Source organism: Bordetella genomosp. 12 (genome assembly GCF_002261355.1).
Classification (GTDB): Bacteria; Pseudomonadota; Gammaproteobacteria; order Burkholderiales; family Burkholderiaceae_B; genus Bordetella.
On record NZ_NEVU01000002.1, the window covers coordinates 1,411,734 to 1,434,705 of the forward strand.

Below are 22,972 nucleotides of genomic sequence, written 5' to 3' on the forward strand. Positions count from 1 at the left end.
CGTTTCCCGGTTCTTCGCAGCAGGCCAGGTGCTGATCAGCCCAGCCAGACCCGCGCATTGCGGAAAAAGCGCATCCACGGGGTGTAAGCGCCGCCGCTGTCCTTGTCGCCCCACTGCTGCGGCGCCCAGGACATCATGACGTTACGCGTCACGCGCTCGGGGTGCGGCATCAGCACGGTGAAGCGGCCATCGGCCGTGGTCACCGAGGTCAGGCCTTGCGGGCTGCCATTGGGATTGAAAGGATAGGCTTCGGTCGGCTTGCCGTGGTTGTCGATGTACCGTGCGGCGGCCAGCACGCGGCTGGCATCGCCCTGCTGCGAAAAGTCGGCATACCCTTCGCCATGCGCCACCGCCACCGGAATCCGCGCGCCTTCCATGCCTGCGAAGAAGATGGACGGCGAGGCCTGCACTTCGACCAGCGACAGCCGCGCTTCGTACTTCTCGGATTGGTTGCGCGTAAAACGCGGCCAGAACTCCGCGCCCGGGATCATGGGCGCCAGCGCGGCCATCATCTGGCAGCCATTGCACACACCCAGGGCAAAGGTATCCGGACGCGCAAAGTAAGCCGCGAACTGATCCGACAGCTTGCGATTGAAGCGGATGGTGCGCGCCCACCCTTCGCCAGCCCCCAACACGTCGCCGTAGCTGAAACCGCCCACGGCCACCAGACCTTGCATGCCGGCCAGATCGATACGGCCGGACAGCAGATCGGTCATGTGCACATCGACCGCCTCGAAACCCGAAGTATCGAAAGCCCAGGCCATTTCGACCTGGCTATTGCAGCCCTGCTCGCGCAAGATGGCCACGCGCGGACGCTTGCCGGTCGCGATGAACGGTGCGGCCACGTCGTCTTGCGGGTTGAACGCCACGCGCGGCGACAGGCCAGGATCGGTGGCGTCATTCCAGACGTCCAGTTCGGCCTGGGCGCAGGCCGGATTATCGCGGCGCGCCATGATGCGGTAGCTGACTTCGCTCCAGGCGCGGCCCAGCTCGGCGCGCGGCTGGCCCCAGATCTTCTTGCCGTCGCGGAAAAACTCGATCTCGTCGCCGCCGTTGAGCCCGCCAATGACATGCGAGTGCGCCGACAGACCCGCGCCGCGCAACACCTGCATGACCGCGTCGCGCTCCGAAGCAGGCACTTGAATCACCGCGCCAGCTTCCTCAGAGAACAGCGCCTTGAGCGTGAGCTCATCACGCTGCACGGCCACCTGCTCCGGGCGGATCTTGTAGTCGCCCCAATCGGCCGATTGCGGATCGAAAGTCAGCATATCGAGATTGATCGACACGCCGGTGCGCCCCGCAAACGCCATTTCGGTAAGGGTGGCGAACAGACCGCCGTCGGAACGGTCGTGATAGGCCAGGATCGTGCCCGCCTCGGCCAGCGTACGGATGGTCACGAAAAACGCCCGCAGATCCTGCGGCTGGTCGATATCCGGCACCGTCTCGCCGACCTGGTTATACACCTGCGCCAGGATGGAGCCCCCCATGCGGTGGCGCCCGCGGCCCAGGTCGATAAAGATCAGCACGCTGTCGCCCGCCTCGCCGCGCAATTGCGGCGTCAGGCTGGCGCGCACGTCGCCGACAGGCGAGAACGCCGTGACGATGAGCGAAACCGGGGCGACGACCTGACGCGCCTGGCCGTCCTCGTTCCAGGTCGTCTTCATGGACAGCGAGTCCTTGCCGACCGGGATGGACAAGCCCACGGCCTGGCACAGCTCGCTGACGGCGGATACGGTGTCGTACAGGGCGGCATCCTGCCCCGGCACACCGCAAGCGGCCATCCAGTTGGCCGACAGTTTGATGTCTTCCAGGCGCGCCACATCGGCCGAGGCCAGATTTGTCAGCGCTTCGGCCACCGCCATGCGGCCCGAGGCCGGCGCGTCCAGCATGGCCAGCGGCGTGCGCTCGCCCATGGACATCGCCTCACCGCGAAAGCCCTCGTAATCGGCCAGCGTCACGGCGGCATCGGCCACCGGAATCTGCCAGGGGCCGACCATCTGGTCGCGGCTGGACAAGCCGCCCACCGTGCGGTCACCGATGGTGATAAGGAAACTCTTGTTGGCCACCGTCGGATGGCGCAGCACGCGATAGGCGGCTTCGGTCAGATCGATGCCGGCCAGATCCAGCGGTGCCGACACCCCCGGCAGGCGCTGCACGTCGCGCGTCATGCGCGGCGGCTTGCCCAGGATGACGTCGATAGGCACATCCACCGGGCGGACTTCATCGGCGCCCTGCGCACGCACGGCATCCAGGCCCGGCAGGCCTTCGCCGTCGACCACGCGCAACTGGCGCTCTTCGGTGGCCACGCCCACGACCGCGAACGGGCAGCGCTCGCGCTGCGCGATGGCCTCAAAGCGCGCCAGATCCTGAGGCAGGATCGCCAGCACATAGCGTTCCTGCGACTCATTGCTCCAGATCTCGGCCGGCGACAGACCCGACTCTTCCACGGGCACGCGCTTCAGATCGAACGTGGCACCGCGCCCGGCATCATTGACCAGCTCGGGGAAGGCATTGGACAAACCGCCCGCGCCCACGTCATGAATCGCCAGGATGGGGTTGTCCGTGCCTTGCTGCCAGCACCGGTCGATGACTTCCTGAGCGCGGCGTTCCAGTTCGGGGTTGCCGCGCTGCACGCTGTCGAAATCCAGTTCGGCGGAATTGCTGCCCACGCTCATGCTCGAGGCCGCGCCGCCGCCCATCCCGATGCGGAAACCCGGGCCGCCCAATTGCACCAGCAAGGCGCCAGGCGGCAAAGGATCTTTATGGGTCAGCCCGGCGTCGATGCTGCCCAGGCCGCCCGCAATCATGATGGGCTTGTGGTAACCCCAGCGCGTGTCGCCCGCGGTCTGCTCGAAGCTGCGGAAATAGCCCAACAAATTGGGCCGGCCGAATTCGTTATTGAAGGCGGCGCCGCCAATAGGGCCGTCGATCATGATGGACAACGGCGTGGCGATGCGGTCCGGCAGACCATGGTGATCGGCCTCCCAGGGCTGCAGCGCATCATCGAAGCGCAGATGGGACACGGTAAAGCCCGTCAGGCCCGCCTTGGGCTTGGAACCGCGGCCGGTCGCGCCTTCATCGCGAATTTCGCCGCCCGCCCCGGTGGCCGCCCCCGGGAAGGGAGCAATCGCGGTGGGATGGTTGTGCGTCTCGACCTTCATGAGGGTGTGCATGACGGCATCACGGCGCACATAGCGCGCGGCATCGGCGCCTTCGCCTGCCACGCCAGGCACGCCGGCCTGGAAGCGCTGAGCCGGGCCGCCTTCCATGACGGCGGCGTTGTCCGAATAGGCCACGACCGTGCCTTGCGGCTGGGCTTTGTGCGTGGCGCGGATCATGCCAAACAGCGTGTTGGGCTGCGCCTGGCCATCGATGACCCAATCCGCGTTGAAAATCTTGTGCCGGCAGTGTTCGCTATTGGCCTGGGCGAACATCATCAACTCCACATCGGTGGGGTCGCGGTCCAGATCGCCGAAAGCCTTGGCGAGATACTCGATCTCGTCTTCGGACAGCGCCAGACCCAGGCTCTTGTTGGCCGCCTCGAGCGCCGCGCGGCCTTCTGCCTTGACGGCCACGGTGCGCATGGCTTTGCCGGCCAACGGCGTAAAGAGCGCCTGGCCATCGAAGTCGGCCTGCACGACCGTTTCCGTCATGCGGTCATGCAGGCAATCCGCCGCACGCGCCAGCATGTCGGCATCGAAAGATTTGCTGCCCAACAAACCCCGCTCGGGCGTCAGGGTGTAACGCACCCCGCGCTCGATGCGGCGCACGCTGTCCAGACCACAGTTGTGGGCAATGTCGGTGGCTTTGCTGGCCCAGGGCGAAATCGTGCCCAGACGGGGAATGACCAAAAGCGCCAGGCTCTTGGCCGCCGGCTCGCCGGCAACGGGCGTGCCGTAATCCAGCAGTTGAACAAGGTGAGTCTGCTGTTCGGCGGACAAGGCCTTGTCGGTTTGCACGAAATGTTCGTAGCGGGCGGATACGTCCGCCACCGGCAGACCGGCCTTTTTCAGTTGCGCGAGGAGCCGCTCACGGCGAAACGAGGACAGGACGGAGGAACCGGGCAGATGCTGGACAAGGGACACGATGCGGGCGCCGTAGGGAAGAAAGAGGATCAAAACATGATTTTACCTGCTCGGCGGGGGTAAACCCGGACCAAATCCCAAGTCAGCCCATTTAGGGCTTCCGAGCGTTGCGCCGCGCCTCGGTTACAAAATCATCCGCCCCCCGCGATGGCCCATGCTGCGCCGCAATGCCGCAAGCCAAAAGACGGCGCCCAAGGGGCCTGCCAGGTTGGTGAAATCCTGGATTCAGGCTCCCGTCAGCCTGATTTGCGGCGACGCAGCATGTTGTTCGCGGCCCGCACCGCGGGAAAACACGAAGACCTGCCTGGATATCCCGACGGTAGGATGCAGCCTCCCCTGTCCCTATCAGAGCTGTTCAACAGCCTTTTTTGCAGTTCGTGATGCAACGCCCCCAAGAAGAGCCACTCGAACCCATCATCCCTCCGGAAGTCGATCCCCCGGTCAAAGTGCCTCTGGCCATCGAAGATTGGCTGGCCGTGATTCTGCTGGCCGCCCTGGCCCTGATCACCTTCGGCAATGTCCTGGTCCGCTACCTGACCGATCAGTCATTCGCCTGGACCGAAGAAATCTCGGTGTTCCTGTTGATCGTGTTGACCATGGCCGGCGGCAGCCTGGCCTTTGTGCGCAATCATCACATCCGCATCGAGATCCTGGCCGACAACGGCTCGCCCAGGCGCCAACGTATTCTGGGCCTGATCTCCAACGCCTGTGTGCTGTTCTTCTTCGCGCTGCTGACGGTGCTGTCGACCCGCCTGGTGTACGACGAGTTTCGCTTCGAAGAAACCTCGCCCGCCATCGGCCTGCCGACCTGGTGGTACTCCATCTGGCTGCCCATCTTCTCGGCCGGCATCACCCTGCGCGTGCTGGGCTCGCTCATCCGGCTGGCGCGGCGGCGCCCGGAGGCCGGCCAATGATCGCCACGCTGCTGTTTGTGGTCTTCATCGGCCTGATGATCATCGGCGTACCGGTAGGCGTGGCCCTTGGCCTGGCCGGCACGCTGGCCATCGTGCTGTCCAACACCGATGTCACCTGGTTCGGCCTGCTGGCCGTGCCGCAGAATTTCTACGCCGGCCTGGCCAAGTATCCGCTGCTGGCCATCCCGATGTTCGTGCTGGTCGGCTCCATCTTCGACCGTTCGGGCGTGGCCAAGCGGCTGGTGGATTTCGCCATTTCCATTTTTGGCCGCGGCCCGGGCATGCTGCCCATGATCTCCATCTTCGTGGCGATGTTCCTGGGCGGCATCTCCGGCTCGGGGCCGGCCTGCGCGGCCGCCGTGGGCGCGGTCATGATCGCCGCCATGTCGCGCGCGGGTTATCCCAAGCCTTACTCCGCCGCCGTCGTGGCCGCCGGCGCGGCCACGGATATTCTCATCCCGCCTTCGGTCGCCTTCATCATTTACTCGGTTCTGGTGCCCGAGGCCTCGGTGCCGGCGCTCTTTGCCGCCGGCATGGTGCCCGGCATTCTGGCCGGCTTTGCGCTCATCGTCCCGGCTGTCTGGCTGGCGCGCAAGCACGGCATGGGCCAACTGGAAGCCAAACTGCCCCGTCCGCCCTTCTGGCAGAGCTTTCGTGACGCGCTCTGGGGCCTGGCCGCGCCCGTACTCATCCTGGGCGGAATGCGCCTGGGCTGGTTCACGCCCACCGAGGCGGCCGTGGTGGCCGTTTTCTATGGCCTGTTCGTCGGGATGTGCGTGCACCGCACGATCAAAATCCGCGACCTGTTCCCCATCCTGCGCGAAGCGGCCGAGTTATCCGCCGTCATCATGATGGTGGTCACCCTGGCGGGCATTTTCGCCTGGGCGTTGTCGACGCTAAGCGTCATCGACCCGATTACCCACGCCATCGTCAACTCCGGCCTGGGCGAGTACGGCGTGCTGGCTTTGCTGATCGTGCTGTTGATGACGGTGGGGATGTTCCTGGACGGCATCTCCATCTTCCTGATCTTCGTGCCGCTGTTGATGCCCATCGCCAACGCCTACGGCTGGGATCCCGTGTGGTTTGGCGTCATCCTCACCCTGAAGGTCGCGCTAGGCCAGTTCACCCCGCCGCTGGCCGTGAACCTCATGGTGTCCTGCCGGATTGCGCGCGTGCCCATGGAATCCACCGTGCCCTGGGTGATCTGGCTGCTGGCCGGCATGATGGTCGTACTCATTGCGGTGCTGGCCTATCCGCAACTGGCACTCTGGTTGCCGCATCGGCTGGGCTATTAGGCCTGGCCCCATAACAAAGCAAGCACAAACCGAGGAGACCCCATGAAACTATCCACCCTGTTGAGCGCGGCCGTGCTGGCTGCCACCACCCTGGCCCTGCCCCAGGCGCAGGCCCAGAACTACAAGCCGGAATACAAGCTCTCCATCGTGGTGGGCACCAGCTTTCCCTGGGGTCAGGGCGCGGAAATCTGGGCCAACCTGGTGCGCGAGCGCACCGACGGGCGCATCAATATCAAGGTCTACCCCGGCACCTCCCTCGTGCAGGGCGATCAGACGCGCGAGTTCACCGCCATCCGCCAAGGCGTGATCGACATGGCCGTGGGCTCGACCATCAATTGGTCACCGCAGGTCAAGCAGCTCAACCTGTTCTCGCTGCCCTTCCTGATGCCCGACTATGCCGCCATCGATGCGCTGGTGCAGGGAGAGGTGGGTAAGGAGATTTTCAAGTACATCGACAAGGCCGGCGTGGTGCCGCTGGCTTGGGGCGAGAACGGCTATCGCCAACTCTCGAACTCCAAGCATGTCATCAAGATGCCAGCCGACATGAAAGGCCTGAAACTGCGCGTCGTGGGCTCGCCGCTCTACATCGACACGTTCACCGCGCTGGGCGCCAATCCCACGCAGATGAGCTGGGCCGATGCGCAGCCGGCACTGGCCAGCGGCGCGGTCGATGGGCAGGAAAACCCTCTGTCGATTTATACCGGCTCCAAGCTCTACACTGTGGGCCAAAAGTACCTGACCCTCTGGAACTACGTGGCTGATCCGCTCATTTACGTGGTCAACCGCGACGTCTGGAATTCATGGAGCGAGAAAGACCGCGAGATCGTGCGCCAGGCCGCGCTGGACTCCGCCAAGCAAGAGATCGTCATTGCGCGCAAAGGCGTCACGCCGCAGGACCCCTCGCTGCTCAAGGAGATCGAAAGCCACGGCGTGACCATCACCACACTGGATGCCAGCCAGCACGCGGCCTTCGTGGACGCAACCAAGAGCGTCTATACCAAGTGGAAGAAACAGATCGGCGAGGATCTGGTCAATTTGGCTGAAAAGTCCATCGCCAACCGCAAGCAATAAGCAGCAGCCCAAGGGGAACGGTGGCTCCCGCCACCGACGCAAGGCAGGGGCGTCAATAATCCCTTCCAAACCACGGGCGCTGGCCACAAGCCAGCGCCCGTTTCTTTCGGTCGTCAGCTCAAGCTTGCAGGGGCGGATAACGGACCTCGAGAATGTCGAGTTCCTCCACCCCGCCAGGCGTGCGCAACACCACGGTGTCACCCTCGCGCGCCTTGATGAGCGCCCGCGCCACGGGCGAAATCCAGCTGATCTTGCCGGCCAGCGGCTCGGCCTCGTCCACGCCGACGATCCGCACGGTGTGCTCGGCGCCCGCTTTGTCGGCATAGACCACGGTCGCGCCGAAAAACACCTGATCGCGGTTAGGCTGCACGGAGGCGTCGACGACTTCGGCGATGTCCAGCCGTTTGGTCAGAAAGCGCATGCGCCGGTCAATCTCCCGCAAACGCTTTTTGCCGTAGAGATAATCGCCATTCTCGGAGCGGTCGCCGTTGGAGGCCGCCCAGGAGACAATCTGCACCACGCTGGGCCGCTCGACGGTCATCAAATGCGCCAACTCGTCGCGCAGCCGCGCATAGCCCTCTGGTGTCATGTAGTTGCGCATTCCGGCCGGCAACGCCTGCGCTTGGGGCAGATCGTCGTCATCGTCGCGGTCGGATTCTTTGACAAAAGCCTTGTTCATGGCAAACCAGTACGGATTCGGCGCCCGCAGGACGCCTGATCAAAATGCGAAAAGCGGCTCAGAGCCAGTCGTGCCAGACCGGCGTCAAGTCTTCCGGCAAGGCAGGCAGGCGTCCCAGATCGGCTTTGCTCTCGCGCACACTGTGGAAGTCCGAGCCGCGCGAGGCCAGAAAGCCATAGCGGCGCGCCACCCCGGCGTATTGCTCCGCCTCGTGCGCGGTGTGGCTGCCCGTCACGACCTCTATGCCCTCGCCGCCAAGCTGCAAGAACTCATCGAACAAGGCGGCAAACTGCAAAGGGGTGTATTTGTAGCGGCCCGGATGGGCGATCACCGCGCGCCCGCCCGCCCCGCGTATCCAACCCACGGCTTCGGCCAGGGTCGCCCACTGCATGGGCTCATGGCCAGGGCAATCGTCGCCCAGATACTTATTGAATACCGTCTGCACATCGGGGCAATAGCCCGCCTCGACCAGATAGCGCGCGAAATGGGTGCGGCTGATGAGCTCGGGATTGCCGGCAAAAGGCAAGGCCCCCTCATAAGCGCCCGGCATACCCAGGGCCGCGAGCCGCTCGCCAATGCGCCGCGCACGGCCGGCGCGCCCGGCGCGGGTATTGCGCAAACCTTCGACCAGGGCGCTGTTTTTATCGTCAAAACGCAGGCCCACGATATGCACGGTTTGGCCGGCCCAGGTCACGGAGATTTCCGCGCCCGTGAAATAACGCAGCCCGACCTCGGCCGCTGCGGCACGCGCCTCGTCGATGCCGCCCACTTCATCGTGATCGGTGAGCGCCCAGACATCGACGCCATTGGCGCGCGCACGGCGCGCCACCTCGGCGGGCGGCAACATGCCGTCAGAGACCGTGGAATGGCAGTGCAGATCGATATTCAGGCGGGCGCTATGCATGGGGCTATTGTAGGCGCAGCGTCATCCGCATGTAAGCACCCGCGCGCCCTGCCCTGTCAGCCCGCCAGCAGGAAATCGGCTACCGGCTGGATTTGATCGGCCGACATCAGGGTGGGCGCATGGCCCACCCCGGCAAAGACCACCTCCCGCGTGTGCAGGTTGCGCTGCCGCATCTCCTGGACCGTCGAGGCGCTGAGCAGATCCGACTCGGCGCCCCGCAAAACCAGAATCGGGCAATCCAGGCCCTCATACGCATGCCAGAGCAGGCGTTCGCCGGCCTCATACGCCTGCGGATTGGCCTGGGCCGCCAACGCCAGGGCGATATTCAAGTCATAACGCTTGATCCAATGGCTCCCGGCGCGCACATAACTGTGATCGGCCAGTTCGCGCCACTGCTCCTCGCTGTGCGGCCCGAAATTAGCGCAAGCCGCCTTGGTCGCCTCAACGGCCTGGTCAAAGGTGTTGAAAATCCCTGGCGCGCCGACGTTCTCGCATATCCGGTCCAGCGCCACACGCTGCAAGCGCGGGCCCACATCATTGAGGACCATGCGCTCGATGCTCAGCTCTTGCGATGCCGGCAGGCCCGCATGCGCTTGCGCCGCATGCGTTTGCCGCGCCAGGCTCAAGGCCCCGGCCAGACCCAGGCCGATCAAGCCGCCCATGGAGGTTCCCACCCAGGCCAGGCTTGCCGGCCGCAGGCGCGCCAGCAAAGTCATCATGTCCGACGCATACTGCGCAATCGTATAAAACATGGGATTGGTCAGCCAATCTGACTGCCCTCGCCCGACGACATCCGGACACACGACTCGGTAATGCCCCGAGAGGCGGCGCGCCAGATGGTCGAAGTCGCGCCCGTTGCGCGTCAGGCCATGCACGCAGAGCAGGACCCGCGCGTTGTCCGGATCACCCCACTCCCAATACGCCATGCGATGAAACCCAGCCGGGCTGACGCAGGTAACGGAGTCCAAACGCGGTTCTGACATGAAGGGCCTGTTTGCAAAGGGATTGTGCTTCATCTTACCCCCTGCGCGCGCGGCGCTGCCCAAAGACTGGTCAGCACGCCGCAAAGGATGCACAGGCCCGCGATCAGCAGCCCGGCATCCGGCCGCTCCCCTAGCAACAACTGCGAACTGAAAATGCCCACTACCGGCACGAACAGCAAGCCCAGGGAGGTCAGGCCGGAAGGCATCGCACGATTGACGGTGGTCAGCGCCCAATAAGCCACCGCGATGGCAAATACCCCGCCATAGACGAGCAGGGCCAGGTCCTGAGCGCTGACGACAAAACGTGGCGGCCCTTCGATGGCAAGCACCACGGGCAACAACAGCAACGTGGCCAAAAGCGCCTGCCAGAAGGTCAGCTCGAAAGGGGGAGTCACCCAGCGATGGGCGCGGATATAGACCATGCTGCCCGACCAGCACATGGCGCCCAGCAACAGCAAGCCATTGCCACGCCAGGCCCGCCCATCGGCCCAGTCGAAGTCCGCGGGCTGAAACAGCACCAACAGCCCCAGCAGCGCCATGGACGCGCCGAGCCATTGGGGCCAGGTGGGCCGCTCATGCAGCGTCAGCGCCGCCAGCGGCAGCACCCACAGCGGCGTGGTGTACGCCAACAGGACCGCGCGGCCCGCGCTCACCTGAGTCAGGCCGACACTTACCAAAGCGGAAAACGCCGTCATATGCAGCCCGCCGACCGCCAGGATCAACGGCCAGTCCCCGCGGCGCGGCCAGACTAGCCGCCCGCGCGCCAGGCACAATCCTCCCAACGCCAGCGTGCCCAGGGCCGATCGCAAGAGCACCACCCACAAAGGCGGCAGGTGTTCGAGCAGCATTTTGCCCAATGGCCAGTTCAGCCCCCAACAGAGAGCGATCAGCAAGAGCAGGGCAAAGGCGCGACGGCGGGTCATGAGGGACCGGGGGCAAGGGCGATGGCTCATTCTAGAAAGCCCGGCGCCGGCCCGGTCAGGCCAGCCATGCGCTTCGTCATAGAGCCAGTTGCCCGGCGCGACCGGCCCGCATCGGCAACCCGGCAGCGGGACGGCACAACACCGGGGATGTCCCGCGGATAGGCGCGCGCCCTGTGGCGGGGCCCGGCCCCATACCGCGAGCGCCAGCGCTAGCGGACCCGGATGGGATCCGGCGTCTTCTCGCGGGTCAGGGCGTACAGCACGACCAGCGTGATCGCGTAGATGGGGACGCTGCGCATATTGCGAAACATCATCTCCGTCACGCTGAACAGCGAATACCCCAGCGTGAAGAGCAGGCCGATGCGCGCGCCCACGCGCACCAGGGTGTCGGCGCTGCGCAAGCGCCTCCAGAAGACCGCTGCGGGGATGAAATAGAGCGCGCAAAAGCTCAGCAGCCCGATCAGGCCATAGCCCGCCAACGCCGCCAGAAAGTCATTATGCGGCTCGCCGTAGTCCGTCGCCACGCGCGCTGTCACGATGCCCTGCTGCTCGAAGCGGCCCAGCTCTTCGCGGAAGTTTGGCGCGCCCACGCCCACCAGCGGATGCTCCTTGAACATCAACCAGGACGCTTGCCACAACTGCATGCGGATTCCCGTCGACGTGTCGCGATCCTGCTGCTCGTAGCGCTGGAACTCCGACCAGAGCTCGCTCATCCGGCTGCTGCTGGAGTTCCAGGAGAACACCAGGCCGGCCAACATGAAAGCGGCCGCGCCGCCGACAAACGCCAACTTCATGCGCCGGCTCCAATGGCGGTTATCCAGCAGGATGACCAGCCCCAACACGGCAAACAGTATCCAGCTGCTGCGCGTCTCCGAGACCCACACGGCGTAAACCGACAGGGGCACGGCCAGCAGCTTGAGCGCCGCCTCCAGGCGCGGCCAAGGCGAGCACACCCAGGGCAGACACAGCGCGGAGGCAAAGCCGAAGAACAGCGTCAGGTCCGCAAAGGCCACCGCGTTGTATTTACCGCCAAACTCGGACACCGCCATGCGGCCCAGACCGGGCGACCAGACGATGGCGAGCAGCATGATAGAGCCCGCATAGGCACTGAAAATCAGTGACCACTGCACATTGCGCAACCATTCGCGGCGGGCGCGCAGCAGCATCCAGCCTATGGGCACGGCCAGGGCAAAGCGCAACAGTTTTTCGAACTCGGAAGAGCTCCAGACGTCATGGACGGCGTTGGTGATCAGCATCGCCGTCAGCGGCGAGAACAGCGCCACGGCCATGGGCGCCAGACTACGGAAATCGAAGGGCTCGCGCCGCGTCACGGCATTGACAGCCCAGGCGGTCAGGCCAAAAAAGGAGGTCACGTAGAGGATGGCCGGGCCGCCGTCGGCGCTGATCAGGGCCAAGGCGGGGACGAGCAGGGCCAACGCAGTGACCGCCATCAAAAAGCTTCTAGACAACACACCCTCACATGCTCACAAACTGACCAGTTCAAGCCTGGCGGAACGCGCTATCCGGTGACGACTGCCCCGAAGAGCCGGGCGTATTATTGCACTCCTGGACCAATCGTTTGAACGCCCGCATCACCTGCGAGGGCAGCAGCCACTGCCGCCACAGGCGATCGCGCCAGCGGCCGCCCGGAATATAGGACGGATACACAATGCGTGACGGTGCCCATGCGGGGCGCCAGGCCCGGGTGCGGGTGGGCCGGCCGGTCAGGGTCAAGGTGGGGATGCCGACATTCGAGGCCAAATGGCCAATTCCCGACTCGTTGCCGATGAACCAACCCGACTCATGAATGAAGCGCGCCACATCCAGCAAAGAGGGAGATTGCTGAATAGGCAGGCCCTGCGCTTCGAGGCAGCGCCAGTGCTCGCGCTCATGCGCGGCCAGGATGTAGTAAGGCTCGTAGCCCAAGCGCTGCAGGCGCCGGCCCAACTCAACGAAATGCGCCTGCGCCCAGCAGCGTTGCTCGCTGGTGGAACTGGGGTGAATCGCCACGCGCTTGGGATGCTGGCGATACTGCCAGTGCGCGGGCGGCTGCAAGCCGTTGGCCAGCGTACAGTGCGGCAGGCCGATCTCGTCACGGCAGAAATCGCGGATCTGCTCCAGCTTGACGAAGCCCCTACCCGTGATCACCACGTGCGCATCGTAATAAAAGTAGCCCTTGGCGTAGTCATGCAGGGGATAGGGCCAGCCGACATGCATCTGCACGGCACAGTCAAAATCCGCCAGCACTGCCTTGGCCTCGGTCTCATCCAGCGAAGGACGCACATCCAGACCGGCAAACGCCTCGCGCATGCCGTAGATGAAATCGCCAAACACCACCACCTCGCGGCCATTGCGCGCAAGGTTGTCGGCCATGGCCATCATCAATACGCTGTCGCCCAGACGCGGGGCCATCAACACGGCAATGCGCTTGGCCTGCCGGAGTTGCTCCAGATGAAGAGCTGCCTCATAGGCAGCGGTATCGGACCTTGGGGTCATGGTGTATCTATTCGTGCAAGAGGTTCAGAACGGGTTGCCCCCCGTTCGCGGCATTGGCGCCATCATCGATGCTCGAGGCTTGCACCTCAAGCTGCCTTGGAGACGATCTCAAACTCTGGGACGGGCACGAAGCCAACTCAAACCTCACAAAACGGTTGCCTTTTTAACACATGCCTATATCGCATTGCGCAATTTAAACCCGGGTTTTATTTGACGCTACAAAAACAGAACGATTTCCCGCCGGCGGGAGTCCCGCCGGCCTGCGGCGCGCTGGCCAATTGGGGTAGATCAGGCCTCTGTAACCCGCGCTTGGGCGCCAGCCAGATGCCAGATCGCCAAACGCAGGTCGCGCGTCGCCGGCTGCGCGGGCAGCACCTCGTCAACATCCCGCGTCATGGGAAGTCGGGCGCCGCCGCAGCCTCCGTGCACTCCCAGGCCCGGCCCAGCCTAAACATCATGGCGCCTGGGCCGCGGCAAACCCATCCCAGCGCACCTGCCGCCAGGCCGATACCCGCAATGTCTCGGCAGCCTCCACCACGATGGCGCCATCGCGGTCGGTGCGCCAGACCGTCGCGCCCGCGCGCTCCCAGCGCCTGACCGCGGCGGCGGCCGGATGACCAAAACGACTGAAGCGGCCAGCCTGAGCAATGACATGACGGGCCCGGGCAGCGGCCACCAGCGCGGGGCTGGACGAGGCGGCCGACCCGTGGTGCGGCGCCAGCACGACATCCACCGCAGGCAAGTCCGCCACCCAGGCCAACTCCTCCGCTGCGCCCACATCCCCCGGCAACAGGGCGCGATGGGTGCGGCCTTCGATTAACAAGACACAGCTGCGCGCATTGTTGCCTTTCGGCCAAAGCGCCCGCTGCGGCCCCGGATGCAGAAATCGCAGACGGACACCATCCATTTCCCAGGCCTGGCCCGCGCGGCATTCATGCTGCTGCCGCGGCAGCAGCACCCGCTCGGGCCGCATAGCGCCGTCGCGTTCACGCAAACGCCGCTCGCGCGCCAGCCAGGCGGGCAGCGCAAACGAAGACCATGACTGCGCCACCGGCAGGGCGGCCAACAGCGCGGGCATCCCTCCGGCGTGGTCCAGATCCGCGTGCGACACCACCAGATGATCCAGCGCACGGACACCGCGTGCACGCAAATAGGGCAGCACCACCCGCTCGCCGGCATCCCAGGAGCGGTAATGGCGCGGCCCGGTGTCATACACCAACACGTGATGCGCCGTCTCCAGCACCACTGCGGCGCCCTGCCCCACGTCCAAGGCGGTCAGCCGCCAATCCCCCGGCAGTGGCCGCTCGGGCCGCCACGTCAGCATCGGCAGCACACACAACCAGCCCACCCAGCGTGCCGGCCATCCCCAACCCTGCAATGCCCAGGCGACCCCGATCAGCGCCAGCAGCAACAGCCAGATCGGCGAGGCAGCCACGGGCAGCGTGGCCCAAGGCCAATCCGCCAACCACCGCAACGACGGCATCAGCACGGCAAGGCTACCGTGTGCCGTGGCTGCCAACAGCCCCGCCAGTTCCGCGCCCCAACGCCCCGGCCAGATCGCTCCCAGCCCCGCCAGCAAAGCCAGCGGCGTGACCAACAGACTGACCCAGGGGATTGCCACGGCGTTGGCCAGCGGCGACACCAAGGACACCTCTCCCACCCAGAACGCCAGCAGCGGCAACAGGCCCAGCGTCACGGCCATCTGGGTACGAAAAAAATCCACCACCACCGCCCGCGCACGCTCGGCCCAGCGGCCTTGCCGGGGCGTCAGCGCCACGCGCAGCAAGATCGCCACCGCCCCGAAAGACAGCCAGAACCCTGGCGTCGTAACCGCCCAGGGATCAAGCGCCACCACGGCCGTCGCGGCCAGCAGCAACACCACCGAGCGCCGCACCGGCAGGCGGACCTGCAACGCCCAGGCCACCACGGCCAACATGAAGAAGGTGCGCCGTGTCGGCACACTCCAGCCTGCCAGCAAACAATAGGCCAATGCCACAATCACCGCCGCCACGGCCGCGGCGCGCTGAGCCGCCCAGCGTTCAGCAAGCGGGTAGCCGCGCCAACGCAAACGCCGCCAGATCCCGCTCATCACACCGGCGGCCAGGCCCGAGAGCATCGTCACGTGCAAGCCGCTGATCGACACCAAATGGGTGATGCCTGTACGGTTGAAGACTTGCCAGTCTTCACGCCGCACCCCCTGCTGATCCCCCATGACCAGTGCGATGATGACCCCGGCATAGGGGCGCGGCCCCAACACTTCGGCCAGCCGCGACCGCAGATAGTGACGCGCGCGCTCCAGCAGGTAGCCGTGCGGCGGAGCGAGCAGGCGCGGCTGGCCGCGCACGGTTGCCGTGGCCCCCACCCCATCGGCGTACAGGCGCCGCTCGTAATGCGGGCCATGCGGATTGGCCGGCCCGTAGGGTCGGCGCAGCACCAAGGCCATGCGCCAACGTTGGCCCGGAATGAGCGCCGGTACCTGCCCGCCCGGCAGCGCCCGCCAGCTCACCCGAAGTTGCGACGGCACACCGGGCGGCCTGTCGTCGTCCAATTGCGCCGTGAACGTCCGACTGGCGGCGTCTCCCACCGCCAGACTAGCCACGGTCAGGGGCAAGACGAAGATCTGATTGTCATGCTCGGCCGGCAGCCCCCCCGCGCCCCAGGTCAGCGCGCGTCCCAGGGCCAGCCCTGCTGCCAGCAGCATCAACCCGCCCATCAAGGCTCGCTCACCGCCGAGCCACCGCCACATGACTGCACTCCCCAAAAAAAGGAGAGTCTGCACCGTGATGCTCACCGGCGGCCGCTGCGGTGTACGGCAATGTCACAGCGTAGTGTCATCAAGGCGGGAAGTACGCGACCGGGATGGCGCCCCAGGGGGCACTTGCCAACCACTGGATGAAAGCCCGGCCGTTTCCGCGCCGAGCGCACTACGCGGACCCAAGTCGGACCAAACAGAACACTGGTCAACGGCGATCGAGCCGAGCCATCGCGCTGGCTGGGGCACCTGCGCGGCCGATGAGGCTACCCCCAAATCACACGCCTTACTTGCTGCTGGGCTTCGGTTCGATCATCGTGCCGCACATCCTTGCTTCCCAGGCGCTCAAGGTTGGCTGCGGGTTTCTAAGAGCACCTCGATCAGATTGGCCGTGTGAGCGGGCAATTGCGGCAGAGTTTGAGTGCAGATGTGCAATTGCCTGTTTGCCCACCCATCTGTCAGGTGGATGATACGAATCTGCATATCCTTGGCGAACGACATGGCTGCGTCAAGAGGCATGAAACCGACCCCCAGCCTTGCCTCGACTAAACGCGACAGCACATAAAAACTCTTGACCTGAGTTCGCAGCCTTACAGGTTTCTCATACGACCTCGCCCCTCGCTCCAGAAGGCTCATTAATGCTGTATTGCTCTCCAGCCCAATGAGATCGTAATCGAGCAAGTCGCCCAAGCTGCATGCCTCGAAGCGCGCGTTGTGGTTGGAGTGAACGATGGCCACCAATTGGGAAGTTTTGTACGGAAGATAAGTGAGCCCGCCCTCCTCCGGCACCGTGGAAAATGTGACGGCAACATCGGCCAGCCCCAGTTGCACCGCGCCAACCGCTTCAAAGGAGTGCTTCTCTTCCAGTTGGAGACCGACCTCGGGATACAACTCACTATAGCGGCGAAGGTCATTAGGCAATTGCCTGCTCAGCGCGGACGCAACCGCGTGTATCCGCACGATGCCACGCACTCCCCGAGCGTGATCCTGCAGGTCGACATTCATCTGACCCACCTGGCGCAATAGGTGTCTTGCATGGAACACCATCGCTTCGCCTGCCGGCGTGGCAGCAACGCCCCGGGCTCCGCGAATCAAGAGCGGTGTTCCTATGCTTTCTTCCAGCAGCGCTAGTCTCCGACTGGCCGCCGACACCACCATGTTGGACATATCGGCGGCACGAGTAATGCTACCCGCCTCGACGGTATCGATGAACAAGACCAGCGTTCTCAGATCAGGAATCACGATAGGCATTTCTAGGATTATCCCCAAACAGGCGCCAACAGCTTTCTAATTTTTCGAAAAGCGCTTCGAGATTAACCGCGCCACACCAACTCGGACAATCGCATACTGGTCGCCAGAGCGGTAGCCATAACCGCCTAGATAAAACCAGGAGACCATATATGAGAACCGTCGCCCTAGCCGTTTTGCTTGCCGCCTCGACTGCCGCGACCGCCGCCTACCCAGAACGGCCAATCACGATGATCGTTCCCTTTGCAGCGGGCCAGTCAGCGGACATCTTCGCGCGCGCATTCGCCGCAGAACTGGGGAAAAAGCTCGGACAATCGATCGTGGTAGACAACAAGTCCGGGGCTGGCAGCAACCTTGGCATCGCCGCTGCAGCGCGCGCGAATGCAGATGGCTACACCCTCCTGATGGCGGGAAGCTCGATGGCTGTCAATCAGTCGCTCTACCCCAAGGATCGACTCGGCTATGAGCTTAAAAGGGATTTCACTCCCATCACCGGGATCTACACCGTACCGCTGATATTCGCCTCGAATCCTTCCTCAAAGATCGGTTCGCTTCAGCAGTATGCCGACAAAGCCAAGGCAGAGCCGGGAAAGCTGTCCTATGCCAGCGCTGGCGTAGGCGGCACCCAGCATCTGGCTGCGGCGATGCTCAATCGATCAATGCAAATCGATGTGCAACACGTTCCCTATCGTGGCAGCCCTGCCGCGCAAGCCGACGTTGTCGGTGGTCAGTTACCCATCATTGCCGACGCGGTTCCGGCGATTCTCCCCCTTATTCAGTCCAAGAAGCTAATACCGCTGGCGGTAACGACTTCCAAACGATTGGAGCAACTTCCAGACGTGCCCACCGTAGCCGAAGTGACCGGCCAGCCGTTCGAAGCGATCGGCTGGGGAATGCTGCTCACGCCAGCGGCAGTGCCCCAGGAAATCAAACTGAAGATCTCCCAGGCAAGCCAGGAAGTGCTGAACAGCCCCGGAATGGCGAAGTTCATGACAGAACGCGCCAGTGGGGTGCTGTCCCAGACTCCCGAGCAAGCGCAGCGCTTTCTTGATCAAGAAGTCGCAAAGTGGGCCGAGGCGGTGAATATCTCCGGTGCTACGCCGGAATAACTCAAGAGTAGGTGATACATGAGCCAATCGAAACGGCGGTACGACGAAACCGAAAAATTCAAGGCCGGCTTGCAGGTGCGCGAGGAGGTTCTTGGCAAAGAGAGAGTCAAACAAGCGCTTTGGGAAGCCGATGCATTCAATGCGCCCATGCAGCAGTTTGCCACCGAATTCTGCTGGGGAGCCGCTTGGTCCCGGACGGGGCTGACACGCAAGACACGCAGTCTACTGAACATCGGCATGCTGACCGCCCTGAATCGCCCCAAAGAACTCGAAACCCACGTACGAGGCGCGCTGGTCAATGGCTGCTCCGTAGAGGAAATCCAAGAGGCGCTCTTGCAAGCGGCCGTGTATGCCGGCGTTCCGGCGGGCATTGAAGGATTTCGGACTGCCACGCCGGTGATCTATGCGCACCTGAAAGAAAAGGCTGGGCAATGAACGAAACTCCTATCGGATTTATCGGCTTGGGAAGCATGGGAGCGCCGATCGCCAAGCGCCTCCTGGACGGAGGTTACGACCTCATTGTCTTCGACGTCTCCAAAGATAAGGTGGACGAGTACAAGGGACTAGGCGCTCAAGTGGCAACCAGCCCGAAAGACGTTGCGTCCCGCGCTGAAATCGTCATGGTCAGCTTGCCGACACCCGAGGTGGTCAAGCTGGTTGCGCTCGGTCAGGACGGGGTCATCAACGGAGATAAAGCTCGCATCTACGTCGACCTTTCCACGACTGGCCCAAAGGTGGCCCAAGAGGTCGGCGAGGCATTGGCAGCTCGCCGCATTGTCGCCATCGACTCCCCGGTCAGCGGCGGCGTCGGCGGTGCCATCGCCGGCACCCTTGCGCTGATGGTATCGGGCGAACCTGCCGCAGTGGAGCAGGTCATGCCGGTGCTCAAGGCATTTGGAAAGCCAGGCTTGGTAGGGACGGAAGTAGGCCAAGGCCATTGCCTCAAGCTGATCAACAACCTCATGTCAGCCACTCATCTTGCCATCACAGCTGAAGCAATGGTTCTGGGTGTTAAGGCAGGCCTGGATCCCGACGTGATGCTAGCGGTCATAAATACCGGCTCGGGACGCAACGCGGCTACCGAAGAGCGCTTTCCGAATCATGTGCTCAACCGGTCTTTCGACAATGGTTTTGCCAATGCGCTGATGCGCAAAGACGTGCGCCTTTGCCTGGACATGGCGGAGACATTGCAAGTGCCACTGTGGGTGGGCACGGCGGTGGACCGCCTATGGATGCAGACCGTGCTGCAGATCGGCGCGGACAAGAACAGCACCACTATCGTTCAGACACTGGAGCAATGGACGGGAGTGGAAGTTCGAGGCAAAGGTGCTCCCGCGAGGACCGCACAAAAGGCTTAGAGATGGCACACACACAATACATAAAACGCATCGGCTTGCTCAAGCGCCGCCCCGACATGACGATGGAGGCCTTCCACGCGCACTGGCTGGACGTGCATGCAGCGCTTTGCTTGAAGCTTCCTGGCTTGGAGAAATATGCCGTCAACTTCGTCGTCCGAGATGCCGACGACCCTCTTGGGTTCGACGGATTCAGCGAGCTATGGTTTAAAGACGAAGCAGCATTGCAGGCTGCGTTCGACAGCACCGAAGGGACATCACTGCTCGCCGACCTTCCGAATTTCATGAGCGAAATCAGGCCCCTGGTCGTGATTGAACACAGGAAGAAGTAAGCATGACCGCCCACGCGACACCCGCCGAAACACACTCGATCAACCCTGCCACCGGCGAGTTACTGGCTAAGTATCCCTACGTTACCGGCGAGGGTTTAGAGGCCGCGCTAACTCTCGCTCATGCCGGCTATCGTGCGTGGGCGCGTCATGAACCAGACGCCAGAGCCAAGTGCGTGGCCACCCTTGGACAACTGCTACGCAGAGATAAGCAATCCCTTGCACTGATGGCGACCAAGGAAATGGGCAAGCCCATCACGCAGGCCGTCGCTGAGATCGAGAAATGCGCGAACCTATGCGACTGGTATGCCGAGAACGGCCTCGCCATGCTTCGCGACCAACCAACCCTTATCGGCCCGGAGGCCTACGTATCCTATTTGCCGATTGGCTCGGTACTGGCCATCATGCCTTGGAACTTCCCCTATTGGCAGATTCTGAGGGGCGCAGTGCCGATTGTGCTGGCCGGCAATAGTTACATGCTCAAGCACGCTCCCAACGTCCAGGGTTGCGCTCTGGCATTGCTGGCCCTTTTCGCCCAGGCAGGGTTCCCCGATGGCGTTTTTTCCGTCATCAACGTGACCAATGACCTGGTTTCCAAGGCTATTGTGGATCGCAGAATTAACGCGGTCGCGGTTACCGGCAGTGTGCGCGCAGGTTCGGCGATCGCCGCTCAAGCTGGTGCTGCCTTAAAAAAGACATTGCTGGAGCTAGGAGGTTCTGATCCATTCGTCGTTCTTGCTGATGCGGATATCGACCGCGCCGTCGATGCCGCTGTGATAGGACGTTTCCAGAACTCCGGACAGATTTGCATTGCTGCCAAACGAATCATCCTTGAAACATCCATTGCGGCCGAGTTTACGGAGAAATTCGTTACCAAGGTTGCCGCACTCGAATTTGGTGATCCTCAGAATCCGGCCACCTACGTGGGCCCGATGGCAAGAGCCGACTTGCGCGATGAATTAGCGGACCAGGTTCTTAGGACAACTCAGCAAGGCGCAAAACTGCTTCTCGGCGGGAAGATTCCACAAGGCCCCGGCGCTTTCCATGAACCTACCGTGTTGACCAACGTCCAGCCCGGCATGGCCGCCTTCGTTGAGGAAACCTTTGGTCCCGTCGCAGCGCTGATTCACGCGAAGAACGAGGACGATGCTCTCAGGCTGGCCAACGACAGTGAATTTGGGCTTAGTGGGTCGCTCTGGACGCAAAGAAAAGAACTGGCCCGGAAGATGGCCCGGGGTCTCGAGACCGGCGGTGTATTCGTCAATGGTTTTTCGGTGTCCGATCCACGCATTCCGATAGGCGGCGTTAAGAACAGCGGATATGGTCGAGAGCTATCGCACTTCGGTGTGCATGAGTTTGTTAATGCACAAACCGTATGGTTTGATCGTACCTAGCGCGACGATGCCTAAGCGCCGTAGCTAGCAGTGCTCAATGCTGGCCTGGCCTGCAAGCAGGCGCTTTAGATCGCGGCCGCAGTCCCATCTGTTTATCCCAATCTGTTTATGGCGGGGTTGCCTTGGGCCGCGAGCCCAAGAACCCGAAAGCGTCAACAGGGTAAAGGCGAGCGCTGCGGCACAGTGCAAACGGCTTTTGTGCTGTGCCGCATCTCGCCCCGATGCCCTTACCTTGCGCCCGCCCTGCCCCTTACCAGCCCCCTTCAGCCTGGCTGCGTCTCGCTACCAGGTGTATTTCACACCGATGCGCCCGGCGTACTGGTGATAGTCCTGCGCGCCCCAACTGCCCGAGGCGCTGACCCAGCCCGTCCAGCCTTTGGTGAAGTCGGCATGCACGCCCACCTTCAATTCATACCTGTCCTTGGGATACAAATCCCCGACCGGCAACTGGCTGAACGAGATCGAGCTGTCCACGCTGCTATGCCACCAGTTCGCGGTCGCAAACGGCTGCACCTTACGGTTGTTGCCCAGGTCAAACGTCGTGTAGGTCCGCACGCCCAGCCGCGTGATCGTGCCGTTCGCATCAGCCCGGTCCACTCGCGTGCCGTTGTCTTCCTGGATGCTGTCCGTGCTGGAGTCGACGTAAATCACCTGCGCCTGCGGCTCCAGCTTCCAATCTCCCCGCAGCTGGAACGCATAACCGGCTTCCGCGGACACCGCCCAGGCCGACGCGTCGTAGTCGACGCGCGGCAGCTCGCTTCCCTGCACCCGGTTGTTGAACCAGCCGTACTGGAACCAGGTATCTACATAAGCGCCCAGCTTGGTCTCATCGTTCTGGAACCACGTGCCGTACAACCCCGTGCTATAGCCGTTGACGCGGCCCTTTGCCCGGTACGGATTGCCGTCGGCGCGGGCGGTGCTATCGGCCGTGCCCACGCCGAACATGACGCCCAGGTGCAGGCGGTCGCTGTCCGAGAAGAGCTTCCACTGTGCAAGATCCCCGCCGCCTTGCAACAGGAACAGGTCCGTGCTGACCTTGAAGTTGCCATCGCGGCTGTGGGTGCCCTCCCATTTGCCCACGGCGCGCATCCACACGGCCTTGCGCTTGCCGTCCTGATCGGCAAACGCTTGCGATTCGATGAACTGAGGTTCTCCCAACCGATCGTGCATGCTCTGAATGAACATCTCCCCTACCAGGCGCTGGTTGGCCAGGTAGGCCGCGACCTCCGGGCGATACAGAGGGTCGGGATCCGGCGTCGGCCCGGGAGGCGTGGGCGGCGTGGGCGGATCGGGCTCTTTCTCCGACCGCAAGTACCAGCTCTCGTCCGTGCTCGATCCGTCGGTTCCCCGGAAGAGCCGGTACTCATAAGGGCCCGCCACCACGCGGCCGGTCAAGGAAAACGCGGAGGCTTGGGTGGTAGCGCCGTTAATCGCG

General features: G+C 63.5%; 18 protein-coding genes. 8 read left to right on the top strand and 10 right to left on the bottom strand.

Going from position 1 to position 22,972, the window contains the following annotated elements; genetic code table 11:
- Positions 1 to 35 precede the first annotated feature (35 nt).
- Complete coding sequence (gene purL / locus CAL22_RS12055; RefSeq protein WP_094813658.1) at positions 36 to 4,085, bottom strand: phosphoribosylformylglycinamidine synthase; 4,050 nt, start codon at positions 4,083 to 4,085, stop codon at positions 36 to 38.
- 380 nt (positions 4,086 to 4,465) lie between these two features.
- Between purL and CAL22_RS12060 the strand changes: the two genes are divergently transcribed.
- The 3 genes from CAL22_RS12060 to CAL22_RS12070 are packed head-to-tail and all read left to right on the top strand — an operon-like array spanning position 4,466 to position 7,365.
- Complete coding sequence (locus CAL22_RS12060; RefSeq protein WP_094813421.1) at positions 4,466 to 4,999, top strand: TRAP transporter small permease; 534 nt, start codon at positions 4,466 to 4,468, stop codon at positions 4,997 to 4,999.
- On the top strand, positions 4,996 to 6,294 hold the full coding sequence (locus CAL22_RS12065; protein ID WP_094813423.1) for a TRAP transporter large permease: 1,299 nt from the start codon (positions 4,996 to 4,998) through the stop codon (positions 6,292 to 6,294). The genes CAL22_RS12060 and CAL22_RS12065 overlap by 4 nt, the downstream gene beginning before the upstream one ends.
- 42 nt (positions 6,295 to 6,336) lie before the next feature.
- A complete protein-coding gene (locus tag CAL22_RS12070; RefSeq protein ID WP_094813425.1) occupies positions 6,337 to 7,365 on the top strand; it encodes a DctP family TRAP transporter solute-binding subunit in 1,029 nt (342 codons plus the stop codon).
- Positions 7,366 to 7,483: 118 nt separating this feature from the next.
- Here CAL22_RS12070 and greB read toward each other — a convergent pair whose 3' ends face one another.
- From greB to CAL22_RS12110, 8 genes are all read right to left on the bottom strand, one after another.
- Positions 7,484 to 8,044 carry a transcription elongation factor GreB gene (greB, locus tag CAL22_RS12075; RefSeq protein WP_094813427.1) on the bottom strand — a complete coding sequence of 187 codons (561 nt, stop codon included), beginning with the start codon at positions 8,042 to 8,044 and terminating at the stop codon, positions 7,484 to 7,486.
- Positions 8,045 to 8,102: 58 nt separating this feature from the next.
- Positions 8,103 to 8,948 carry a 3',5'-nucleoside bisphosphate phosphatase gene (locus tag CAL22_RS12080; protein WP_094813429.1) on the bottom strand — a complete coding sequence of 282 codons (846 nt, stop codon included), beginning with the start codon at positions 8,946 to 8,948 and terminating at the stop codon, positions 8,103 to 8,105.
- Positions 8,949 to 9,004: 56 nt separating this feature from the next.
- Positions 9,005 to 9,874, bottom strand: coding sequence for an alpha/beta fold hydrolase (locus tag CAL22_RS12085; protein ID WP_094813431.1), 870 nt, complete (start codon positions 9,872 to 9,874; stop codon positions 9,005 to 9,007).
- An 86-nt stretch (positions 9,875 to 9,960) separates the two neighbouring features.
- Positions 9,961 to 10,854 carry a DMT family transporter gene (locus tag CAL22_RS12090; protein WP_244193847.1) on the bottom strand — a complete coding sequence of 298 codons (894 nt, stop codon included), beginning with the start codon at positions 10,852 to 10,854 and terminating at the stop codon, positions 9,961 to 9,963.
- Between the two features lie 209 nt (positions 10,855 to 11,063).
- Entirely contained in the window at positions 11,064 to 12,305 is a 1,242-nt protein-coding gene (locus CAL22_RS12095; RefSeq protein ID WP_094813435.1) for an O-antigen ligase family protein, read from the bottom strand.
- 49 nt (positions 12,306 to 12,354) lie between these two features.
- Entirely contained in the window at positions 12,355 to 13,350 is a 996-nt protein-coding gene (locus CAL22_RS12100) for a glycosyltransferase family 9 protein (RefSeq protein WP_094813437.1), read from the bottom strand.
- A gap of 454 nt (positions 13,351 to 13,804) precedes the next feature.
- Positions 13,805 to 16,141 carry a DNA internalization-related competence protein ComEC/Rec2 gene (locus CAL22_RS12105; protein ID WP_348271680.1) on the bottom strand — a complete coding sequence of 779 codons (2,337 nt, stop codon included), beginning with the start codon at positions 16,139 to 16,141 and terminating at the stop codon, positions 13,805 to 13,807.
- A gap of 306 nt (positions 16,142 to 16,447) precedes the next feature.
- Positions 16,448 to 17,353, bottom strand: coding sequence for a LysR family transcriptional regulator (locus CAL22_RS12110; protein ID WP_094813660.1), 906 nt, complete (start codon positions 17,351 to 17,353; stop codon positions 16,448 to 16,450).
- 149 nt (positions 17,354 to 17,502) lie between these two features.
- Between CAL22_RS12110 and CAL22_RS12115 the strand changes: the two genes are divergently transcribed.
- The 5 genes from CAL22_RS12115 to CAL22_RS12135 are packed head-to-tail and all read left to right on the top strand — an operon-like array spanning position 17,503 to position 21,537.
- Positions 17,503 to 18,459: a tripartite tricarboxylate transporter substrate-binding protein gene (locus CAL22_RS12115; RefSeq protein WP_143276964.1), complete on the top strand. Its 957-nt coding sequence runs from the start codon at positions 17,503 to 17,505 to the stop codon at positions 18,457 to 18,459.
- Between the two features lie 18 nt (positions 18,460 to 18,477).
- Positions 18,478 to 18,894: a carboxymuconolactone decarboxylase family protein gene (locus CAL22_RS12120; protein ID WP_094813441.1), complete on the top strand. Its 417-nt coding sequence runs from the start codon at positions 18,478 to 18,480 to the stop codon at positions 18,892 to 18,894.
- Positions 18,891 to 19,817, top strand: coding sequence for an NAD(P)-dependent oxidoreductase (locus CAL22_RS12125; RefSeq protein WP_094813443.1), 927 nt, complete (start codon positions 18,891 to 18,893; stop codon positions 19,815 to 19,817). The genes CAL22_RS12120 and CAL22_RS12125 overlap by 4 nt, the downstream gene beginning before the upstream one ends.
- Positions 19,818 to 19,819: 2 nt before the next feature.
- Positions 19,820 to 20,146, top strand: a complete 327-nt coding sequence (locus CAL22_RS12130; RefSeq protein ID WP_244193848.1) for an EthD family reductase — start codon at positions 19,820 to 19,822, stop codon at positions 20,144 to 20,146.
- A 2-nt stretch (positions 20,147 to 20,148) separates the two neighbouring features.
- On the top strand, positions 20,149 to 21,537 hold the full coding sequence (locus tag CAL22_RS12135; protein WP_094813445.1) for an NAD-dependent succinate-semialdehyde dehydrogenase: 1,389 nt from the start codon (positions 20,149 to 20,151) through the stop codon (positions 21,535 to 21,537).
- A gap of 282 nt (positions 21,538 to 21,819) precedes the next feature.
- On the opposite strand, the gene CAL22_RS12140 is transcribed toward CAL22_RS12135, so the two are convergent.
- Positions 21,820 to 22,972: autotransporter outer membrane beta-barrel domain-containing protein (locus tag CAL22_RS12140; protein WP_143276965.1), on the bottom strand; the 1,153-nt coding region annotated here is incomplete at its 5' end.